Annotated in this window: 11 protein-coding genes and 4 pseudogenes; 8 read left to right on the top strand and 7 right to left on the bottom strand. The window is 58.7% G+C overall.

What is annotated here, in order from left to right:
- Positions 1-246: 246 nt before the first annotated feature.
- From YU9_RS0139470 to YU9_RS48690, 3 genes are read left to right on the top strand one after another with little or no spacing between them, the layout of a single operon-like run.
- Positions 247-498, top strand: a complete 252-nt coding sequence (locus YU9_RS0139470) for a helix-turn-helix domain-containing protein (protein WP_027577601.1) — start codon at positions 247-249, stop codon at positions 496-498.
- Complete coding sequence (locus YU9_RS0139465) at positions 498-1817, top strand: type II toxin-antitoxin system HipA family toxin (protein ID WP_027577600.1); 1320 nt, start codon at positions 498-500, stop codon at positions 1815-1817. Before YU9_RS0139470 ends, YU9_RS0139465 begins: the two co-directional genes overlap by 1 nt.
- The gene (locus tag YU9_RS48690) at positions 1814-2098 is read left to right on the top strand and encodes a hypothetical protein (protein WP_156952410.1); all 285 of its coding nucleotides are present in this window, start codon (positions 1814-1816) and stop codon (positions 2096-2098) included. The genes YU9_RS0139465 and YU9_RS48690 overlap by 4 nt, the downstream gene beginning before the upstream one ends.
- A gap of 5 nt (positions 2099-2103) precedes the next feature.
- Here YU9_RS48690 and YU9_RS44170 read toward each other — a convergent pair.
- A pseudogene (locus YU9_RS44170) lies at positions 2104-3043 on the bottom strand (IS630 family transposase).
- A 36-nt stretch (positions 3044-3079) separates the two neighbouring features.
- A pseudogene (locus tag YU9_RS47050) lies at positions 3080-3890 on the bottom strand (IS5 family transposase).
- A 275-nt stretch (positions 3891-4165) separates the two neighbouring features.
- Here YU9_RS47050 and YU9_RS0139445 point away from each other — a divergent pair.
- The 3 genes from YU9_RS0139445 (at position 4166) to YU9_RS0139425 (ending at position 7888) form a co-directional block, all read left to right on the top strand.
- A complete protein-coding gene (locus YU9_RS0139445; RefSeq protein WP_245266745.1) occupies positions 4166-5101 on the top strand; it encodes a PAS domain S-box protein in 936 nt (311 codons plus the stop codon).
- Positions 5102-6302: 1201 nt separating this feature from the next.
- On the top strand, positions 6303-6794 hold the full coding sequence (locus tag YU9_RS0139430) for a phasin family protein (protein ID WP_027577596.1): 492 nt from the start codon (positions 6303-6305) through the stop codon (positions 6792-6794).
- Between the two features lie 134 nt (positions 6795-6928).
- Positions 6929-7888 carry an alpha/beta fold hydrolase gene (locus tag YU9_RS0139425; protein ID WP_027577595.1) on the top strand — a complete coding sequence of 320 codons (960 nt, stop codon included), beginning with the start codon at positions 6929-6931 and terminating at the stop codon, positions 7886-7888.
- A 614-nt stretch (positions 7889-8502) separates the two neighbouring features.
- Here YU9_RS0139425 and YU9_RS44160 read toward each other — a convergent pair.
- The 4 genes and pseudogenes from YU9_RS44160 to YU9_RS44150 form a co-directional block, all read right to left on the bottom strand.
- Positions 8503-9792 carry a type II toxin-antitoxin system HipA family toxin gene (locus tag YU9_RS44160; RefSeq protein ID WP_036019500.1) on the bottom strand — a complete coding sequence of 430 codons (1290 nt, stop codon included), beginning with the start codon at positions 9790-9792 and terminating at the stop codon, positions 8503-8505.
- Complete coding sequence (locus YU9_RS51375) at positions 9767-10138, bottom strand: helix-turn-helix domain-containing protein (protein WP_084299232.1); 372 nt, start codon at positions 10136-10138, stop codon at positions 9767-9769. The genes YU9_RS44160 and YU9_RS51375 overlap by 26 nt, the downstream gene beginning before the upstream one ends.
- 1765 nt (positions 10139-11903) lie before the next feature.
- The gene (locus tag YU9_RS44155; protein ID WP_156952409.1) at positions 11904-13076 is read right to left on the bottom strand and encodes a TlpA disulfide reductase family protein; all 1173 of its coding nucleotides are present in this window, start codon (positions 13074-13076) and stop codon (positions 11904-11906) included.
- Between the two features lie 365 nt (positions 13077-13441).
- Positions 13442-13705 (bottom strand): annotated as a pseudogene (locus YU9_RS44150) (winged helix-turn-helix transcriptional regulator); the annotation flags it as partial.
- On the opposite strand from YU9_RS44150, the gene YU9_RS49505 reads away from it, so the two are divergent.
- On the top strand, positions 13661-13900 hold the full coding sequence (locus tag YU9_RS49505) for a hypothetical protein (protein WP_198028391.1): 240 nt from the start codon (positions 13661-13663) through the stop codon (positions 13898-13900). The pseudogene YU9_RS44150 and the gene YU9_RS49505 overlap by 45 nt on opposite strands.
- Positions 13901-14423: 523 nt before the next feature.
- On the opposite strand, the pseudogene YU9_RS44145 reads toward YU9_RS49505, so the two are convergent.
- Positions 14424-16271, bottom strand: a pseudogene (locus YU9_RS44145) (prolyl oligopeptidase family protein).
- Between YU9_RS44145 and YU9_RS0139380 the strand changes: the two are divergent.
- Positions 16240-16459: transposase (locus tag YU9_RS0139380; RefSeq protein WP_027574895.1), on the top strand; the 220-nt coding region annotated here is incomplete at its 3' end. The pseudogene YU9_RS44145 and the gene YU9_RS0139380 overlap by 32 nt on opposite strands.

Genomic DNA, 16459 nt, shown 5'->3' with positions numbered 1-16459 from the left:
CACGATAGTGATACGAACGTTCGACATGTCGCGGAGGCTCTCTCGCTCACCGGCAGATTCGAGCTACCAGCTCTACAGCGATCATCAGCTTAGGTTTTTTGGTAATTTCAATAAGAGAGGCAGTGGGATCGCGGGGCCTTATACGCAACTGCGTATTATGCATAAATATACGCGAAAACGTATAACCGCGAGATATTCGCGATCGCGTATATTGACGATGTATACGCATTCGCGTATGGTAGCTTTATGGATACGATTGCCCGCACCCCCCAACAGATTGGCGCCGGGATCAGGCGCTACCGGCGGCAGAAGAAGCTCACCCAGGCTGGCCTCGGTGAGAAGATGCATGCGCGTCAAGCGACGGTCTCGAAGCTGGAGGCCGGCGAACCCGCAACGCAGCTGCGCATCTTAATGGATGCGCTGGCCGCGCTTGACCTCGAGCTGGTCATCCGGCCGCGCACCAAATTGACGGCTGAAGCGATTGAGGATCTGTTCTGATGGCGCGTCGTCCTGCCCGCGCGCCGCTCAACGTCTACCTCAACGCACGGCTGGTCGGGCGGCTGCGGCGCGAGAGCAGCGGCGCAATCGATTTCCAGTATGACAAGCAGTGGCTCGCGTGGGAAAATGCCATCCCCGTTTCGGTGTCGCTGCCATTGCGGGAGGATCGTTATATCGGCGATCCCGTCGTCGCTGTTTTTGACAATCTTCTGCCCGACAATGACGACATCCGCAGGCGCGTCGCCGAACGCGCGCATGCTGATGGCGCCGACGCTTACAGCCTGCTCTCCGCAATTGGCCGCGATTGCATCGGCGCGCTGCAATTCCTTCCCGACGGTGCCGTACCCGGGGGCGCCGGCACCATTGATGGCCGTGCCGCTAGCGATCAGGAGATCGCCGCCATTCTGGGCAATCTTGCCAGCAATCCGCTCGGCATCGGCCCCGACCAGGACTTCCGCATTTCTCTCGCGGGCGCGCAAGAAAAGACAGCGCTGCTTTACTGGAAAGACAAGTGGCACGTGCCTCATGGCACGACCGCAACTACGCACATCATCAAGCCGCAGATCGGGAAGTTGCCGAACGGAATCGACCTGACCGGCAGCGTTGAAAACGAGCATCTGTGCCTTGAGCTGGTTGCGGCACTCGGCTTGCCTGTCGCCAAATCAAGCATCATCGATTTCGCCGAGCGCCGCGTGCTCGCAGTTGAGCGGTTCGATCGCGTCTGGACGCGCGACGGCCGCCTGTTGCGGCTGCCGCAGGAAGACTGCTGCCAGGCGCTGTCCGTTCCACCCGCGAGAAAGTATGAATCTGATGGTGGACCCGGCATCCGCAAAATCTCGGATTTCCTCAAGGGCAGCGATACGCCTGAGGACGACCAGGCCATTTTCTTCAAGGCGCAGATCGTGTTCTGGCTGCTTGCCGCCACCGATGGCCACGCGAAGAATTTTAGCATTCATTTGGCGCCGGGCGGACGTTTTCATCTTGCCCCGCTTTACGACATCATTTCGACCCAACCGAGCTTGGACGCTGGACAGATCAGCCAAAACCAAATGAAGCTGGCCATGGCGATCGGCAGCAACCGGCATTACGTCGTCCACACGGTTCTCGGCCGACATTTCGTGCAGACTGCGAAAAGCTGCGGTCTACCCGACAAAACAGTCAAGGTTGTCATCCAGCAGCTCGGCGATACAGCCGCAAGAGCCATAGATCAGGTGCTGAATGCGCTTCCAAAAGGATTTCCGGAGAAGATGGCCATATCGATTGCCGATGGCGCGAAGCGCCGTGTGAGTTCGCTGGCTGTGCTCAACAGTCGTGAATGATCGCCGGTTTGCGCAAGCTGCCAGCCGGCTACGATGACCTCCGTGAACGGTGGTGGCAGGAAGACCGGATCGACCAATCCGAACCTGGAAGCTGCCTACCAGAGGAGCAGCAGCGCGATCAGCAACAGCGAGCGTTGCCCGAAAGCAGCCAACCAGCGGCTCAAGAAACGGGCCTGGTTCAAGAAGGGCGATTGCCGCTCTCCTTCGACGGCGAGCGGCGCGCGCCGTCCGTGTGCAAGCTCCAACAGCGACTGCGTTTCCAAACTAAACTAGGAGCATGATGTTTTTATACGGAAACATAGCCTGAGTTTTTGAAGTAGTTGGTGCACTCCGCCTCGGAGAAGAGATCGAGGAGTTCACCAACCTTCGGTCAGGTTGCCTCCACGTCACGAGGCTCGGCAGCTCGCATGAGGTGTTTGAGTTTGGCGAAGACTTGCTCGATCGGGTTGAGATCAGGGCTGTAGGGTGGCAGGAAGATACGGTGCGCCTCTGGCGCGGATAGCTTGGCGAGCCGCTTTGCCCTTGTGGCTGCCAAGATTGTCGAGAACGACGATCTCGCCCGGCGCGAGGGTGGGTGCCAACACCTTCTCGACGTACAGCGTGAAGAGCTCACCATTGATTGGACCATCAATCACCCAAGGCGCGCTGATCCGATCATGACGCAGCGCCGCGATGAAGGTCATGGTCTTCCAATGGCCGAAAGGTGCAGATGCTTGGAGGCGCTGCCCACAAGGCCCCCAGCCGCGTAGCGGCGCCATATTGGTCTTGATCCACGTCTCGTCGATAAAAACCAACCGTGCGACATCGATCCTGCCTTGATGCGCTTTCCAGCGGATCCGCTTACGTGCGACGTCTGGGCGATCCTGCTCGGCTGGTAGAAGCGTTTTTTTGAAGCTGAGCCCCTCGGCGTGAACAAAAGTCCACACCGCCCGCACGTCTGTCTTGATCCCCCGTGCAGCCAGCTCCTGCGTCAGCTTGCGCAAGGTGAATGGCCCCGAGCGAATGCGTTTGCGCAGCCAGTCGGCGTTGGCATCCGACAGAACCCGCTTCTTGTGGCCGCCGATCTGGCCGGGCGCCCGCCCACCGGTATTACGCCTCAGGTTCTTCCACTTCGTCACGCAGGAGGGGCTGATCTGGAGCGCCTCTGCGATCGAACGAACCGTCTCGCCCGGGTCAGCGCGAGCCAAGGTCCGTTCCCGGATGTCCTCCCAATAGGGACGCGTCATCCATGCTGGCCTCCGCCCTCCAGCATGGAGGTTGAATCAGAAATCGTTCCCGGTGGGAATCCCGATTCCAGTCAAAAACAACATGCCGTAGGGCGCGGACTCATAATGCGCGGCCAGCCATAGGCGGATAGATGCGAGTTGGACGAAGGCAAGGTAGTTTCCTGCAAGCCTGTCGTAGCGCGTCGCCACCCGGCGGCACTGCTTGATCCTGTTGAAGAACCGTTCCACGAGGTTGCGAGCGCGATAGAGGTACGGGCTAAAGCAGATTGGATCGCTGTGATTGCTTTTCGGCGGGATGTTGGCCCACGCGCCCTTTTTCATGGCAAGCGCCCTAATCCAGTCGGCGTCATAGCCACGGTCGGCAAGAAGCATTGATCCGGATTTGAGACGAGATAGCGGTTTTCCGGCAAGTTGAACATCGTGCGCCTCGCCGGGGCTCAACGCAAGCCTTATCGGTAGACCATTGCTATCGACCACCGCGTGGATTTTGCTTGTAAGACCGTCGCGTGACCTTCATCGATTGGCGCTGGTTTCTTGTGATACAGGCCCCATGTTGATGGACGCGAACAATGGACGCATCGATCATCTGCACGGCAGCACCATGGGCACCACCCAGTACGCTCAGGAGCTTGGCCCACACGCCCGCCCGTCGCCAGCGAACGAACGATTGTAGCAGGTCGTGTACGGACCGAAGCTTTCCGGCAGGTCGCGCCACGGTGCCCCGGATCGCAAGACCCAGGAGATGCCATTGAGGACACGACGGTCGCACTCGTGGCACGCCGCGGGACTTATTCGGCAGCATTGGCTTAATGGCAAACCACTCATAGTCCGTGAGTTCGTAGCGCATGATTCGAGCCCTTCCGATGGATGGCTTGAATCATGGCTCGGCTGGCAGGCTCAACTGGTCGTTATGCACCCGAAAACGGACCTATTATGCTCACCTTGAGTTTTGTCGTTCGTGCACCCAATGGGGACATTCCGGCCATTGCGTTCGATGCTATGATTGGAGCACCAACGATAGCTTAGCACCTGGATTTGGGGGTTCCATTGGCGCCTAAAAACGAGTCGAGACTCCAAAACAAGGCTCTCGTCAGCGAGCCGGCTCTGGAACGTGCCGAACGCTTGGCCAATCTGTTGGCCTCGATAGTCGAGTCTAGCGACGATGCGATCGTTAGCAAGAATCTAGATGGCATTATCACAAGCTGGAACAAGGCGGCTGAGCGCATCTTCGGCTACTCGGCCCTTGAGGCGATCGGCCGGCCTATTACACTTGTGATCCCGGAGGACCGGCAAAGCGAAGAACGCGACATTTTGACCCGCATCCGACGAGGTGAGCGCATCGACCATTTTGAGACTGTTCGGCGACGGAAGGATGGTAGCTCGATCATCGTTTCGTTGACCATTTCTCCCGTCAAAGACGGCAACGGCAACGTCGTTGGCGCATCAAAGATTGCTAGAGATATTACCGAACGGAAGCAAACTCAGGAGCAGATTAGTATTCTGGCTCGCGAGGCGGAGCACCGAAGCAAGAACATCCTCGCCAACGTACAGGCAATCATCAATCTTTCTCAGTCCGACACCTCCGAGGGCCTCAAGGAAGTGATCAGCGGGCGCATCCAAGCGATGGCAAATGTTCACTCGCTGTTTGTTGAAGCGCGTTGGATAGGAGCCGAAGTCTCGGCGATCGCCAAGCAGGAGCTCGCCCCTTATCTCGAAGAGGGCCACGACAAGCGGATCGTGATGGAGGGTCTGCAAACCGTGTTAGAACCCACCGCTGCGCAGGCGATTGCTGTGGTCTTGCATGAATTAGCAACCAATGCATCCAAGTATGGAGCGTTATCTAACGCCAAAGGCCGCATCGGATTGGCGTGGTCGTGCACCGAGGATGGACAGCTAATGCTCCGCTGGACCGAATTGGGCGGCCCGAGGGTAGATGCGCCCGAACGCAAGGGCTTTGGTAGTCGCCTCATCGAAGGAACGATCAGCCCGCTTGGCGGCAAGGTGCTCTTTGATTGGCGCGCGGAAGGGCTTGTTTGCGACATCACCGTTCCGACATAAAATCCCAGTCGAGTTTGGCTTCGCCGCTCTCGCTCGGCAACTTCTCCTCATGGCCCATATTGTCGCTAGAGCGGACGCGGGGCCACGCTCGCTTCGACGGCCGCTTGTGACCCGCACCGACCTCGGGCGACATTTCAATGCCCGCGCGGCGGCGGGTCTCCGATGTCACGACAGCCGTCGTCCAAATCTCGCCGAGCGTGTAAAAAGGCTCCGGCGACCGAGACGGGATTGGTAACATTTCGTGATTAAACTGCTTAACTCTCTAATCGACTAATGATTATTTCGAGAAAATCATAGGAGCCGCCATGTCCTCTTCAGAAGAAGACGATCGGCGCGAATTTTTAAGATCCTGCGGCAGGTTCGCCTCCGTAACACCTCCCGCTATTACAGCGTTGCTTTCGACCTCACTTAGTAGCAGCGCAATTACCAGCTCGAACGGCCGGCGTCGTGTATGCCTAATAACTATCGCTGAGAGCAGAAGGCCGCGCGAGAGGCAGCCTTAGACTGTCACCGGTATTTGCCGCTGGGTAATGAAGCGAGAAGCTGGACAATCGCGGCGACTTGCACTTTCGGGTTTTAGCCCGCGAGCATCGGCCGCATGTGCTCTACGAGCGCGTCCGATTCCCGTAGCCTCTCTCGCATTTCCCCGCTGTTCATTGATCAATCAGGTAGGCGGCTGCTTACTTGACCGCATCTTTCCGTTCGGACGCGTCTGCTGATGTGCCCATCGGCGAAGTCGCGGCTGGTGTCATGGAGGTCCGGATTTTGAGGCAGAGCGGACCAGATTTGCTCATTCTGAGTTCTTCGCAGTTTGACCCTGAGCCGTCATTCACAGGCAGCACGCTACTGCTTAAAACCGACGCGGTTCAAGTCTCCGCAACGTTCGGCGATCAACCATCCGTCGATGCCTCCGGCAGCTTGACGTCCGTGATGAGAACGTCGGCGATAAAACGTCCTTTGGAGACTCAACGCGCGGAGGGCTGATTGTTCTCAAACTGACGCCGTTGAGCATAGATCTGGAAGATCGCTAGCTAGACGTTTGTTGGTCGGAGTTGCTACCTAAAATCATCGCGACATCGCAGGACGCGCGACTGATCTCGGTTTATGCGGAGCTCCAACAATCCACGGGTTTGGAACGCCTCATCACAATGCCTGTTGACCTTCAGAAATGAAGTCGCCCCCTATTTTCTTGGAGCGTCAGATGAGCAAACGCAAACCGGCGACAGCGCTGAAGCGCGCCCGCAATCCTAAATTGGCCGCGCGGGCCCAACGGAACAAGCAGGCCATTGTTCGAAGCCAGAAAGAGGATTTACTTCGCTCTGTTGCGGCAGTCCCGATTGAGCCGCCTCTTGGGCTTCATGATGATCCTAAAGAGCCTCGTGTGGATGCCTTACCCGATGACCTCAGTCAGAGAATGACGGGTAGCGATCCAATGAAAGGCTTTGCTTTAGCGACCGCAAACATGCAGGCGTATCAAGCGAAGCTTCTTGAGATTGCCGGGGCCAACGCGCAATTAGCTTTTGAATTCGGCCTCAGACTTGCGTCGATCAGGTCACCAACTGAATTTTTCGGCGTCATTACGGAGTTTACAAACAGGCGGTTCGATATGTTCGGGCAGCATTCGAAAGAACTGGCGGCATATCCGTTCTGGCGCATCAATCCGCCCCGAGAGCTCACGGCTCTGCCGGGATGATAACTGGCGGCAAAGGATGGGCGCAAACTCGGATCACGCACGCGCCGATCACGGTTGGTTGCTGTCGGCTGGGGAGCGCGGCTCACAACGAGGGAGTGGAATCAGTGCCTGCCATCGGCGAATAGGTTGACACCATGTCCACAACTGAAACCGTGCTGCTGATCGTTTTGGCCGGACTTGTCGTTCTGATCCTCGCCAACATCGCGTTTCAGGTGGCAGCGGAGCGAAACAATCCCCCGATCGGCGTCTTTACCGATTGCGACGGCGTCCGCCTTCACCATATCGAACGGGGCGATGCCGCCGCGCCTTGCGTGGTCCTGTTTCATGGGAATGGCACCATGGTTCAGGATCTCGTCCTAAGCGGTTTGGTCGACCGCCTAGCCCAGAACTATCGCGTCGTTTGCTTCGACCGTCCAGGGTTTGGCTACAGCCACCGTCCGCGCACACGCATCTGGACGGCCACAAGGCAAGCTGCCTTGTTCGCGAAGGCTCTTGATCAGCTTGGGGTGCGCAACCCCGTGGTGCTTGGCCACTCCTGGGGAACGCTGGTGGCGATCGCGCTGGCGCTGCGAAGCGGCTATGCCGTGAGTGGGCTGGTGCTTGTGTCCGGCTACTATTTTCCAACCGCTCGGACTGACTTTTGGCTCATGTCAGCTCCGGCACTGCCGCTGCTCGGCGATCTGATGCGCTACACTATCTCGCCGATCATATCGCGCGCCATTATGCCGAAGCTGATGCGCACCTTGTTCGCGCCGCGCGCCATCCCGCCGGAATTCAAGAACGAATTTCCGATCTCGTTGGCTCTCCGACCCAAGCAGTTGAGGGCGGCCGCCGAGGAGAGTGCGTTCCTTATTCCAGCTGCTGCGCAGCTGCGGCTTCAATATCGGGGTATCCGCTGTCCAGTTAGGATCGTGCATGGAAAGGCTGACCGGCTCATCGAGGCCGACCAGTCGCGCCGCCTGCACGCGGTGTTGCCCAGCTCCCTGCTTCATCTGGTCGAGGATGCCGGTCACATGGTTACCTATGCAGATGCGGCGGGAATAGCGGATGCCGTGGCGGCGCTGGCGCCCACCGCACCGGTGAGGACCGCATAGGCTTTCTTGTTGCATTGCGGGCGTCCGGAAGTGGCCATGACCTAAGCGGCATCTTTGACGAAGGTAGAAATCCAAAGACTCGCACATTGGTCCTGTCCCGGCTGGTACGGATCCAATGATCCCTTCCGCGATTCGCAACGCGAGCGGGGCAAGCGTTTGGAGACAAGGATTTGGCGGCAAGAGTTTGGAGACAACGACCAGCATGAGGCGTGGCGGCTTGCCGAGTTCGTCTCCTTGATGGCGAAGAAGGCCACGACCATCAGCACGAAGCTAGCCGTAGCCTGGGCGCTCTGCCACTCGATCGGCACGCATCATGACCTTGCGATCAACCGCCGTTTGCGGTTTCGCGCGCCGCGTCGCGAATATCGTGCCGGAGCAGACATCGTGCTATCCTGCGCGCCGCGCCAAGCTACATAAGCACGATGCGAAGATCGGGGCCTGCTGGGCGAAATCCTAGTCGTCGTCTTCGAGCAGCGCCTCGAGTGCGATGATCGTATCCTTGTGCGGAAAATCGTCGGGCACGTCCCCCCGGAAGCCTTGAGCGCAGATCTGCAGCCACGTTTTCCGGCCGTGAGGCAGGGCGGGCTCGGCTTTGTCGCCACATGCGTCTATTCCTAGGGCGATTGGGCTGCTGCGCCTTCCGGCGCTGGATCCGCTTGCTTCAGGCGCTCTAGGTAGCCGCGTGCGCGCGAAATCACCGCCTCGACTACCGTGTCCAGGACGGGATCGCCGCCGGCAGGCATGGCTTCGACCTCGGCCTTGGCCGCCATTGCATGGTGCGTCACGGCCTGAGCAATCTCGGAGACGCGCCGGATCGTCTGCGCTGGAGAGAGCTTGCAGTCGATGGCGAAGCGCTCCCAGTGGTTGCGTCCGAGCTGGTCAGCCTGCTTCTGCCCGCCGATCTTCTGCGCCATGTTGCGGGTGATCTTCGGATACGGCGCCGCACAGACGATGTCGTAGCCTGGCGCCATGGCGGCGCCGCGCGCCGATAGCATCAGCGAATAATTTTTGGCGTGGGAATCCGTATTCCAAACCATCGGATTGAAGATGGCAAGGTCGACGAAGCGGGCGATCTCCTGTGCTGTCATGTGGCGCTGGGTCACGCCGAGCATGTCGGCCAATGATGGTCCTTTTAGTCCTCTATCGTTGTTCTGGTACTTGGCAGCTGGCGGTCGGCCCAGGGCTTGGCAGAAGTCCTCCTGATGCAGCCGCCGCCACCTCTTACCGTCATGACGGCGGTCATAGCGCTCAACCAGCAGGTAGCTACGTTCGCCTGCCGTCCCGGTCGTCACCTTCGGCGTCGGGATTCCGATCATGCGCGCGAGCGTCAGGCAGAATGCCTCATTCTGGACGGCGCCAGGCAAGCGCTCGCCATCGGGCTTGATGATGTGGGTCGATGGCGCGCCGTCGATCGGTATGTACAGGGTGTCGCCATCCAGAGCGACGGCGAGCTTCGTCTGCACACCGGCAAGCGACATCGACACGCCATCTTCGCCGACGAGGAAGGGGTTGTGGGGTAGCTCATTGAGGATGCGCTCGAGCGAGGCCTTGTCGGGAATCTCTCGCCATTTGCCGGCGATCAGCCCGGTGCCAGGCTGTCCGACGGAGAGCGCGCCGGCGGTGTCGCGGCCCATCTCGGCAAGAAGGCCGATGACATCGGCCGGGGACTTGCCGAGCATATGACCTACGATCCCCAGAGTTGCGTTCTCCGGCAGCAGATTTGCCGCCCATGGCAGAATTGCCGAGGCATCGTGCGACACCCGCGAGAGCGGCATGGTGAGCGACACAGGGAAGGCGCCGGTTAGCCCGCGCCAGGATTCGGCATAGGTGAAGGCTGACGCTTCGTCGGCGGCCGTGATCCAACCGACCTCTCGCGTCTCAAAGTAGACCGGAAGACGGTCCATGAGGCTCCTCCTCGTCGCTGTCGGGAATGTCCGGTGTCTCGGAAGTGTTCACGCGGCGGACTTGCGCATCCTTGAGAACCTCCTCGACGCGCAGCCCGAGAACGTTTGCCACGTGCAGGCTGCGCCCGAGCTGACAGGTGCTTTTTCCGGCCTCGAGGTCGACGATGAAGCGCTTTCCTGTCCCGCTCACCATGGCCAGTTCGTCCTGCCGGAGGCCCTGGCGTTTGCGTTCTTCCTGGATGAGGCGACCGAATGCTGCAGCGAATTCGGCGGCCTGGCGCGCGACACCGGTCTCGCCAGGCTCGTTTCTGCCCGAGGGGGGAGTGCCCTTTGGAGGTCTGTTCATAGCCTTCTCTCGTAAAGTTACCGAGCGGGAACTTTATGGGTTGGAACAGCAGATGTCCCGGTAAAAGTTACCGATCGGGAATTTTGGGTTGCAGTTCCTAGATAGGTCAAGAGTTACCGATCGGGAACTTTTATCTCAGAGTGAGGATGTCTGGCTCCAAAAGTTACCGATCGGGAATTCCGCTTCCCAATACCAACTGGGTTCATTGAAGAGGAGATCGACGACGTGCGCCGGGAAATCCGAGCCCGATCGAGCGAAGCATGGTCCTTAGCGTCCGCTCGGTGTCGAGCGGCGCTGCCGGCCCACAACGATCTCCGCGACTGGCAGCGGATGGGGGATATAGGAGACGAGCTCGCTGCGACGAGAAACCGCGTCAAAACATGAGGCGCTAGGTGATCCGGGCGTGCCCATGATTGCCAGCGCACTTCCCATTCGTGTGAAAGGCCGGATGATTCGAGCCACGCAGTTCAAGATCAATGGAGAAGCTATGACCAAGCGCCAAATGATCCAAGGAACGCAATCCCGGTTGCAATCTGACACCAAACTAGGGTGGCTTTGCGCAGCCGAAGGCCGCCTCCTCGATACATGCGCCATGTCGGCGGCAGACCTCGTCGAGGTCGCGAACGGGTCCGAGGAAATCGGGAAGCCGCCCTGCAGGCGGTTTGTCATGAACCGCGAAGATCGAAGGCGAGAGCCCGATGCGACGCCCCGGCCGTTGTCCGCATAGGCTCGCCGTTGGCCGAGATCGCCGCGCGCCCAGCTGAAGCAGGCGATGAAGAATTCCATCGTTCGATGCAAAATTATCGTTAGGTCGAGCAGATAGTCGATAAACAGGCGGGAGCGCCCATGCGCTCCGGTCGCGATCTGTTGCGCAAACTCTCGCGCAACGTCGATTCCGTGCTTGAGTTCACCCGCATCTCGACTCGGTGAATCAGAATTTGCCGAATTTGAGAATGCCCTCAAGACCACACAGGTCTGTGTAGTGATTGTGATCTCGATGCTGGATGCGCGCGCGGCGCTAGCATGTGGCGCGGCGGACAGAGCCCTGGTATGGCGCTCGCTGCGCATGGGGCTATCGGCTGCATTCCTTCTGTGGGCGCCGATTATGGTTTTTGCCGGTGCAGGGCGAGCAAATCGTGCTTGCGCTCGGCCACGAACCAGCCATCGCGATTCTAGACTAGCTCAACAATATCTGTTCGGGCTGGCCGGGGCATCTTGCCGACATTGTGGTTCCTGGCGATCCGCAGTTTCATGGCGGCGGTCAACTACCCGACGCCCCAGGCTTGTGGATCACTCTCGCCGCCATCCCGACCAACGCAATCTGTTGATCAGGCCAATTCGGCTTGCCGCAACCGGCCTTGTGAACAGTGCGACTTTCGTTGCCGGGATTTGGTTCGGCGACCCGGGACGCCGGTTTCGGTGCCGTTTTCAGGCCTTTTTTTTCGCGACGGCGCTTCCGATGGGTGTGATCAGCACGACAGCCGTTGCCGCCCATCAGATTGCCTTCCAACTCGCAATTGCCTTTTCATGATTCCGTTCTGCATCGGGATGGCGGTGAGCGTACGGCGGATTGACAACATTCATCTTCGCCTGTCTGCAGAAGCGTGGCGATGCCCGCGTAGGTCCGGCGGCCCCGATGGCTGTGCGCACGTGCATCTTGATGACGGAGGAGTCGTTTAGCATTTCGTGTAAACCGTCAGATCGTCAGATTTAGTTGCCACTGGCCGCGCAGAAATTGATGATGGCAAGCGAGCAATTCCCACGATCATCCTTCTTTTTGTTGTTTGCTCCGTTGCCTGCGCTTTGACGCTATCGGAAACCCGTCTTGTGGAGTTGCACAAACAGTCCCATAGCACGCCTTCTCACCCTTGTAGTTGGCCAGCGCTTCGACCAACGACGACATGACGTCCTGTTTCAGTTCGTCGGGGATAGGCTGAGGACCGCCTAGCGAGTTCAACGCCACCTCGATCAATTCGATTGCGCGGTCCTTGTTGCCGCTCTCATAATAATACTGAGCGACCGTCCCATAGGACAGGTACTTGAAGCCACCGTCCCCTTGCGGAGGATTCAGCGCAAGAATGTGTTCGGACAACTCTTTGCCCACCGCGAGGCGCTCGGCAGACGGGAAGTGGGAGTTGTCATTCGCCGGATCAAAGAGTTGGCGCAGCGCCCACTCCATCCACTGCTCATCGTTTTTGTCGATCGCGTCGCGAGCGAATTGCCTCAAAACCGGCAAGCCGGTCTGCAAGTTGCGCAGTTTGTGAAGCAACAGTTCCGCATGGAGTGCGCGGAAGCGGAGATCGTCCGGCATCACCGCGACGGCCTCTTCGACCGCCGAAACCGCCTTTGCCCAATCCTCCGCCTCCATCGCCGGCCGAAGCTTGGCGAGAATCGACTCAGTCAGCGTCCTTTCGCGCATTTCGCGTCGTCCACTGTCGATCCGCTCTGTATCGGCGGCTTTGGCTTCATCGCTGGTCCGCCAACTGCCGTTAAGAACTTTCGGCAAGACGTCATCAAGCTCCATCGGATGACCGATAAAGGCGATGTGGCCGTCACGGTCAACGACGAACGAGGTGGGAATCCCGACAGAAAAGCTGGAGTCCATCCAAAGCTTGTTCATTTCGCCTGTGGAGTCGAACCCGATCCGATAGTTCAGGTTCGAGAACTTGTCGGTCAACCACGCGTCCAACGTTGTTCGGGCCTCGTTCGCCGTTGGAGCTTGTTCGCAAGCTGCGACGCCGAGCAGCTCAAGTCCGCTGTCTTTGTATTTCTCTTGCAGCTCTACTAGATGAGGCATGACTTCCGCACATGGTCCGCACCAAGTTGCCCAAAATTCGACGATGTACACCTTCCCGGGCTGGAAGCTCGTGAGGGGCTCGCCGCGCAGCCAGTTCTCCACCTTGATCGGAGGAGCTGGGGACTCCATGCGCAGCACCATGTTGCTCTCCAAAACTATTGCCACTCGTTGCGCGACTTTGTGCGCTTGCCTGTTTCTCTCATACGGAGCACACGGGTTGGAGAGCATCACGCGTTTTGCGCATCTTGTGTGCGCTCAGCCCTCACTCCGTGTTTCTGCATCCCAACAGCAAAAGGCGTGCCATCTCGGTTCGCACGCATCAAACGCCTGACTGCGCTTTGAAAACTCCAAGACGCCCCAAACACAGCCGGTGTTTTGAACCTGACGGACTTTGTCCCATGTCAGAAGTTGGACACGAAATCCTTGTCGGTGAGCACTTGGTCATGCGAGCCGATCCGGCAAGATCTCGCGTCTAGAACTGCCGCCGCCCGAACGCATCATGTAGCAAGGGCAGTTAGGATCGATTTCGCAAGTGAGGCGCGCTCCCGCTCCGGGTGACCAGCACAAGTATTTGAATAGGTCTTCCCACCGCCTTCGGCGAGACGATTGAGACGTCGGCTTTGATGATGCCCTCTGAGAGGAGCCTATTCAGTCGTCGTTGACAGGGTGGTAGCAGAAAGCCCGGCTACTTCGCCGAGCACCTCCGAAGTTAAGCGGTTGTTCTTTTGCACAATCTCAAGGATGTGGACGTCTACTCGATCGTATCGCATGATCAGCTCCCGCCTGAGGTGAATTCCGCCGCGATATTGAATCGCCATGAGGTGTCGGTGATGACGGACGAACAGCACGAGCTGGAACACTGCAAGCAAGAGATTGCTCGTCTCAAACAGCTGGTTGTGTACCTTTCTGCAATTGTGTTGCGCAACGTCGTAAGAGACGGCGAGAACCGAAAGGAACGCGCGTGAGTCTCTGGCCGCCCACCGAACGCCAGCCACGGAGGGAAACGAACGTTGCGTCGTAGCGCGCTGTTCTTGGCAGCGCGGCTCCCAGCCCCGTCCTTATCTCCATAAGGGCGGGGCTCCGATTCTCTTTATGGGAGCCATCCCGCAAGATCGGCGATTCAGCCGCCCACTTTATAATGCGGTCGTCAATCTAAAACACAACGAGGGTGTGTGGGCGTGCATCGAGATAGTTTGAATAGAGGTAGCGCCCTGCCTGGCAATCATTCCGGCGCTTTCGAGCGAGTAATACCTGTTCATTCCAGAACTGAGCTACACACGATTGAAACAAGTTGGCTGCCATTCGCCCCAGTCCAGCACTTAAGTATTCATTGCATTGAAACCGATTATCTGCCCTGCCTGGTGGTGCCAAGCGTAAAGGTCTATAATGCGATCTACAAGAAGCTGATCAGTCGGCTCGACTTTGCTGACGTCAGCTCGTTCATTAGCATGGAAGTGCTGAAGTTTACGACCACGGTACCGTTGGCCTTTAGGGTGCGCCTTCCGGTGGCTCGGGGCAAAGCCGCCTGGATGCATAAGTGTATTCCAGAGCCAGCCGGCGTGCACGTTCGATGAGATTTGCGGCAGTACTGTGCCCCCCGTCGATGTTCTCAAAGTAGAAATAAGATTCACCGAGCGCAGCGAGCTTCGCGGCGGCCTTACGGCCGTGCGCAGGATGCACGCGGTCGTCCTTGGTGGAGGTAAGAATGAAAGGCTCCGGGTAGGTCTTGCCCGGTACCAGCATTTGGTACGGCGAGTAGGCTTCGATCCACTCTCGTTGTTCGGGAATGGCCGGGTCGCCATACTCGGCGGTCCAGGACGCGCCCGCGCCCAAGTAGGTGAATCAAAGCATGTCCAACAGCGGCGCCCCTATGATCGCCGCGTTGAAAAGCTCGGGGCGCTGGGTTATTGCAGCGCCGACCAGCAGGCCCCCTTGGCTGGCGCCGATCACGCCGAGCCGGCGCGGACTTGTGACTTTCCGACGGATCAGATCGTCAGCGACGGCGATAAAATCATCCCACGTCTTTTGCTTCGTTGCTCCCTGGCCAGCCCGGTGCCATGGTGGACCGAACTCGCCGCCTCCCCGCAGGTTGGCAACAACATACGCATTCCCCTGCTCAAGCCAAAGCCGCCCCAGAGGTCCCTCATAGGAAGGGAGGCGCGGAACCTGAAACCCGCCATAACCATCGAGAAGCGTCGGGGTCGACCCGTCGAATCTTGCGCTCCTGGGCCGCACCAGAGAGTACGGGATCCGCGTGCCATCGCGCGAAGTCACCTCGAGCTGCTCCACGACATGCTTCGATGCGTCGAACGTCGCAGGTGCCGTCTTCAAGAGCTCGAGCCGTTTGCTTTCGGCATCAAAGTACCAAAGCGATGTTGGCGTGAGATAGTTCGAGACGGTAAACGTCATTTCATCGTTTTGCGCGGAAGTGGCTGATAGCCTTACGGTCGCATTCTTTGGCAGTGGGACTGGTGTGGCATGCCATGCACCTTGATCGTACCTGTAGACGAACGCCTTGCTTTGAAGGTTGTCAAGAATGGTCACGACCAAGAAATTCCTGGTGGTGCCAAATCCGCTGAGTGCCTGCCGGCAGTTGGGCTGGAAAACGACAGAGGGTTTCGCACGCAGCGGATCCTGCTTCCATTCGGCCAAATCATACGAGATCATTGAGCCGGCCTTGAAGCTGGTATCGCCGCAGCGGATCCAGTCTTCGTCCAGTTTGACAAGTAGCCGGCCACTCGCGATCCCGACGATCAAGGCCTTCTTTGGCAGATCGAGCTCGATCGGCCCGGCGGGCCCGAACAGCACATACCGCCGCTCGAAGAAGTTGATTTGACGGACCACGCCGGTTACATCCATCCGCCCTGCTCCAAGCACAAAGGGCAAGGTCTTGAAGTCGGTGTGCTGGCCGCGAAAGACTTCGCGCGCCTGATCGAGCGGCTGAGCTCGCTTGAGTTCCTTCAACACGAAAGGGAAGCCGGCCTCGGTCGTGGTCCCCTCGCCCCAATCACGTGCAACAAGGACGGTGTCACGATCAATCCAGCTGACGCTCTGCTTGCCCTCGGGCAGTTGGAATCCACCTGCAATAAAGCTTTTGGCTTCGCTGTCGAACTCGCGTATGGACACGGCATCCTTGCCACCGTCGGAGAGTTTGACGAGGCAGCGCCGCCCAAGGCAGCTGCGACCCTTGTAGACCCAGTTCTTGTTCTCGGCGAGAGCGAGCGCGTCAAAGTCCAGGATGGTTGAGCTGCTGCCGGTTTGATGGACACCGAGATTAGGTGTTTCATGAAGCCGGAGGTGGGCGATGAAGAGACGGAAGTTCAGTCGCGAGTTCAAGATCGAGGCGGTCAAGCTGGTTAGGGAGCGTGGGGTGTCGGTGGCGCAGGCCGGGCGCGACCTGGATGTTCATGAGAACGTTCTGCGCAAATGGGTGAAAGAGTTCGGCTCCGATCCGGTGCAGGCCTTTCCCGGCCACGGGCAGATGAAGCCGGAGCAGCAGGAGATCGAGCGGTTGCGCCGTGAGG

It is taken from the genome of Bradyrhizobium sp. WSM1743, assembly GCF_000473065.1.
In the GTDB taxonomy this organism is placed as follows: domain Bacteria; phylum Pseudomonadota; class Alphaproteobacteria; order Rhizobiales; family Xanthobacteraceae; genus Bradyrhizobium.
Note: the sequence above shows the minus strand (reverse complement) of the source record. Positions and strands in the feature narration are given on the sequence as shown.

Excerpts from the sequence above, each read along its gene's own strand:
- YU9_RS0139430 (WP_027577596.1), top strand. The coding sequence starts at position 6,303 with ATGAGCAAACGCAAACCGGCGACAGCGCTGAAGCGCGCCCGCAATCCT.
- YU9_RS48690 (WP_156952410.1), top strand. The coding sequence starts at position 1,814 with ATGATCGCCGGTTTGCGCAAGCTGCCAGCCGGCTACGATGACCTCCGT.
- YU9_RS0139425 (WP_027577595.1), top strand. The coding sequence starts at position 6,929 with ATGTCCACAACTGAAACCGTGCTGCTGATCGTTTTGGCCGGACTTGTC.
- YU9_RS51375 (WP_084299232.1), bottom strand. The coding sequence starts at position 10,138 with ATGAACAGACCTCCAAAGGGCACTCCCCCCTCGGGCAGAAACGAGCCT.
- YU9_RS0139465 (WP_027577600.1), top strand. The coding sequence starts at position 498 with ATGGCGCGTCGTCCTGCCCGCGCGCCGCTCAACGTCTACCTCAACGCA.
- YU9_RS44160 (WP_036019500.1), bottom strand. The coding sequence starts at position 9,792 with ATGGACCGTCTTCCGGTCTACTTTGAGACGCGAGAGGTCGGTTGGATC.
- YU9_RS44155 (WP_156952409.1), bottom strand. The coding sequence starts at position 13,076 with ATGGTGCTGCGCATGGAGTCCCCAGCTCCTCCGATCAAGGTGGAGAAC.
- YU9_RS0139470 (WP_027577601.1), top strand. The coding sequence starts at position 247 with ATGGATACGATTGCCCGCACCCCCCAACAGATTGGCGCCGGGATCAGG.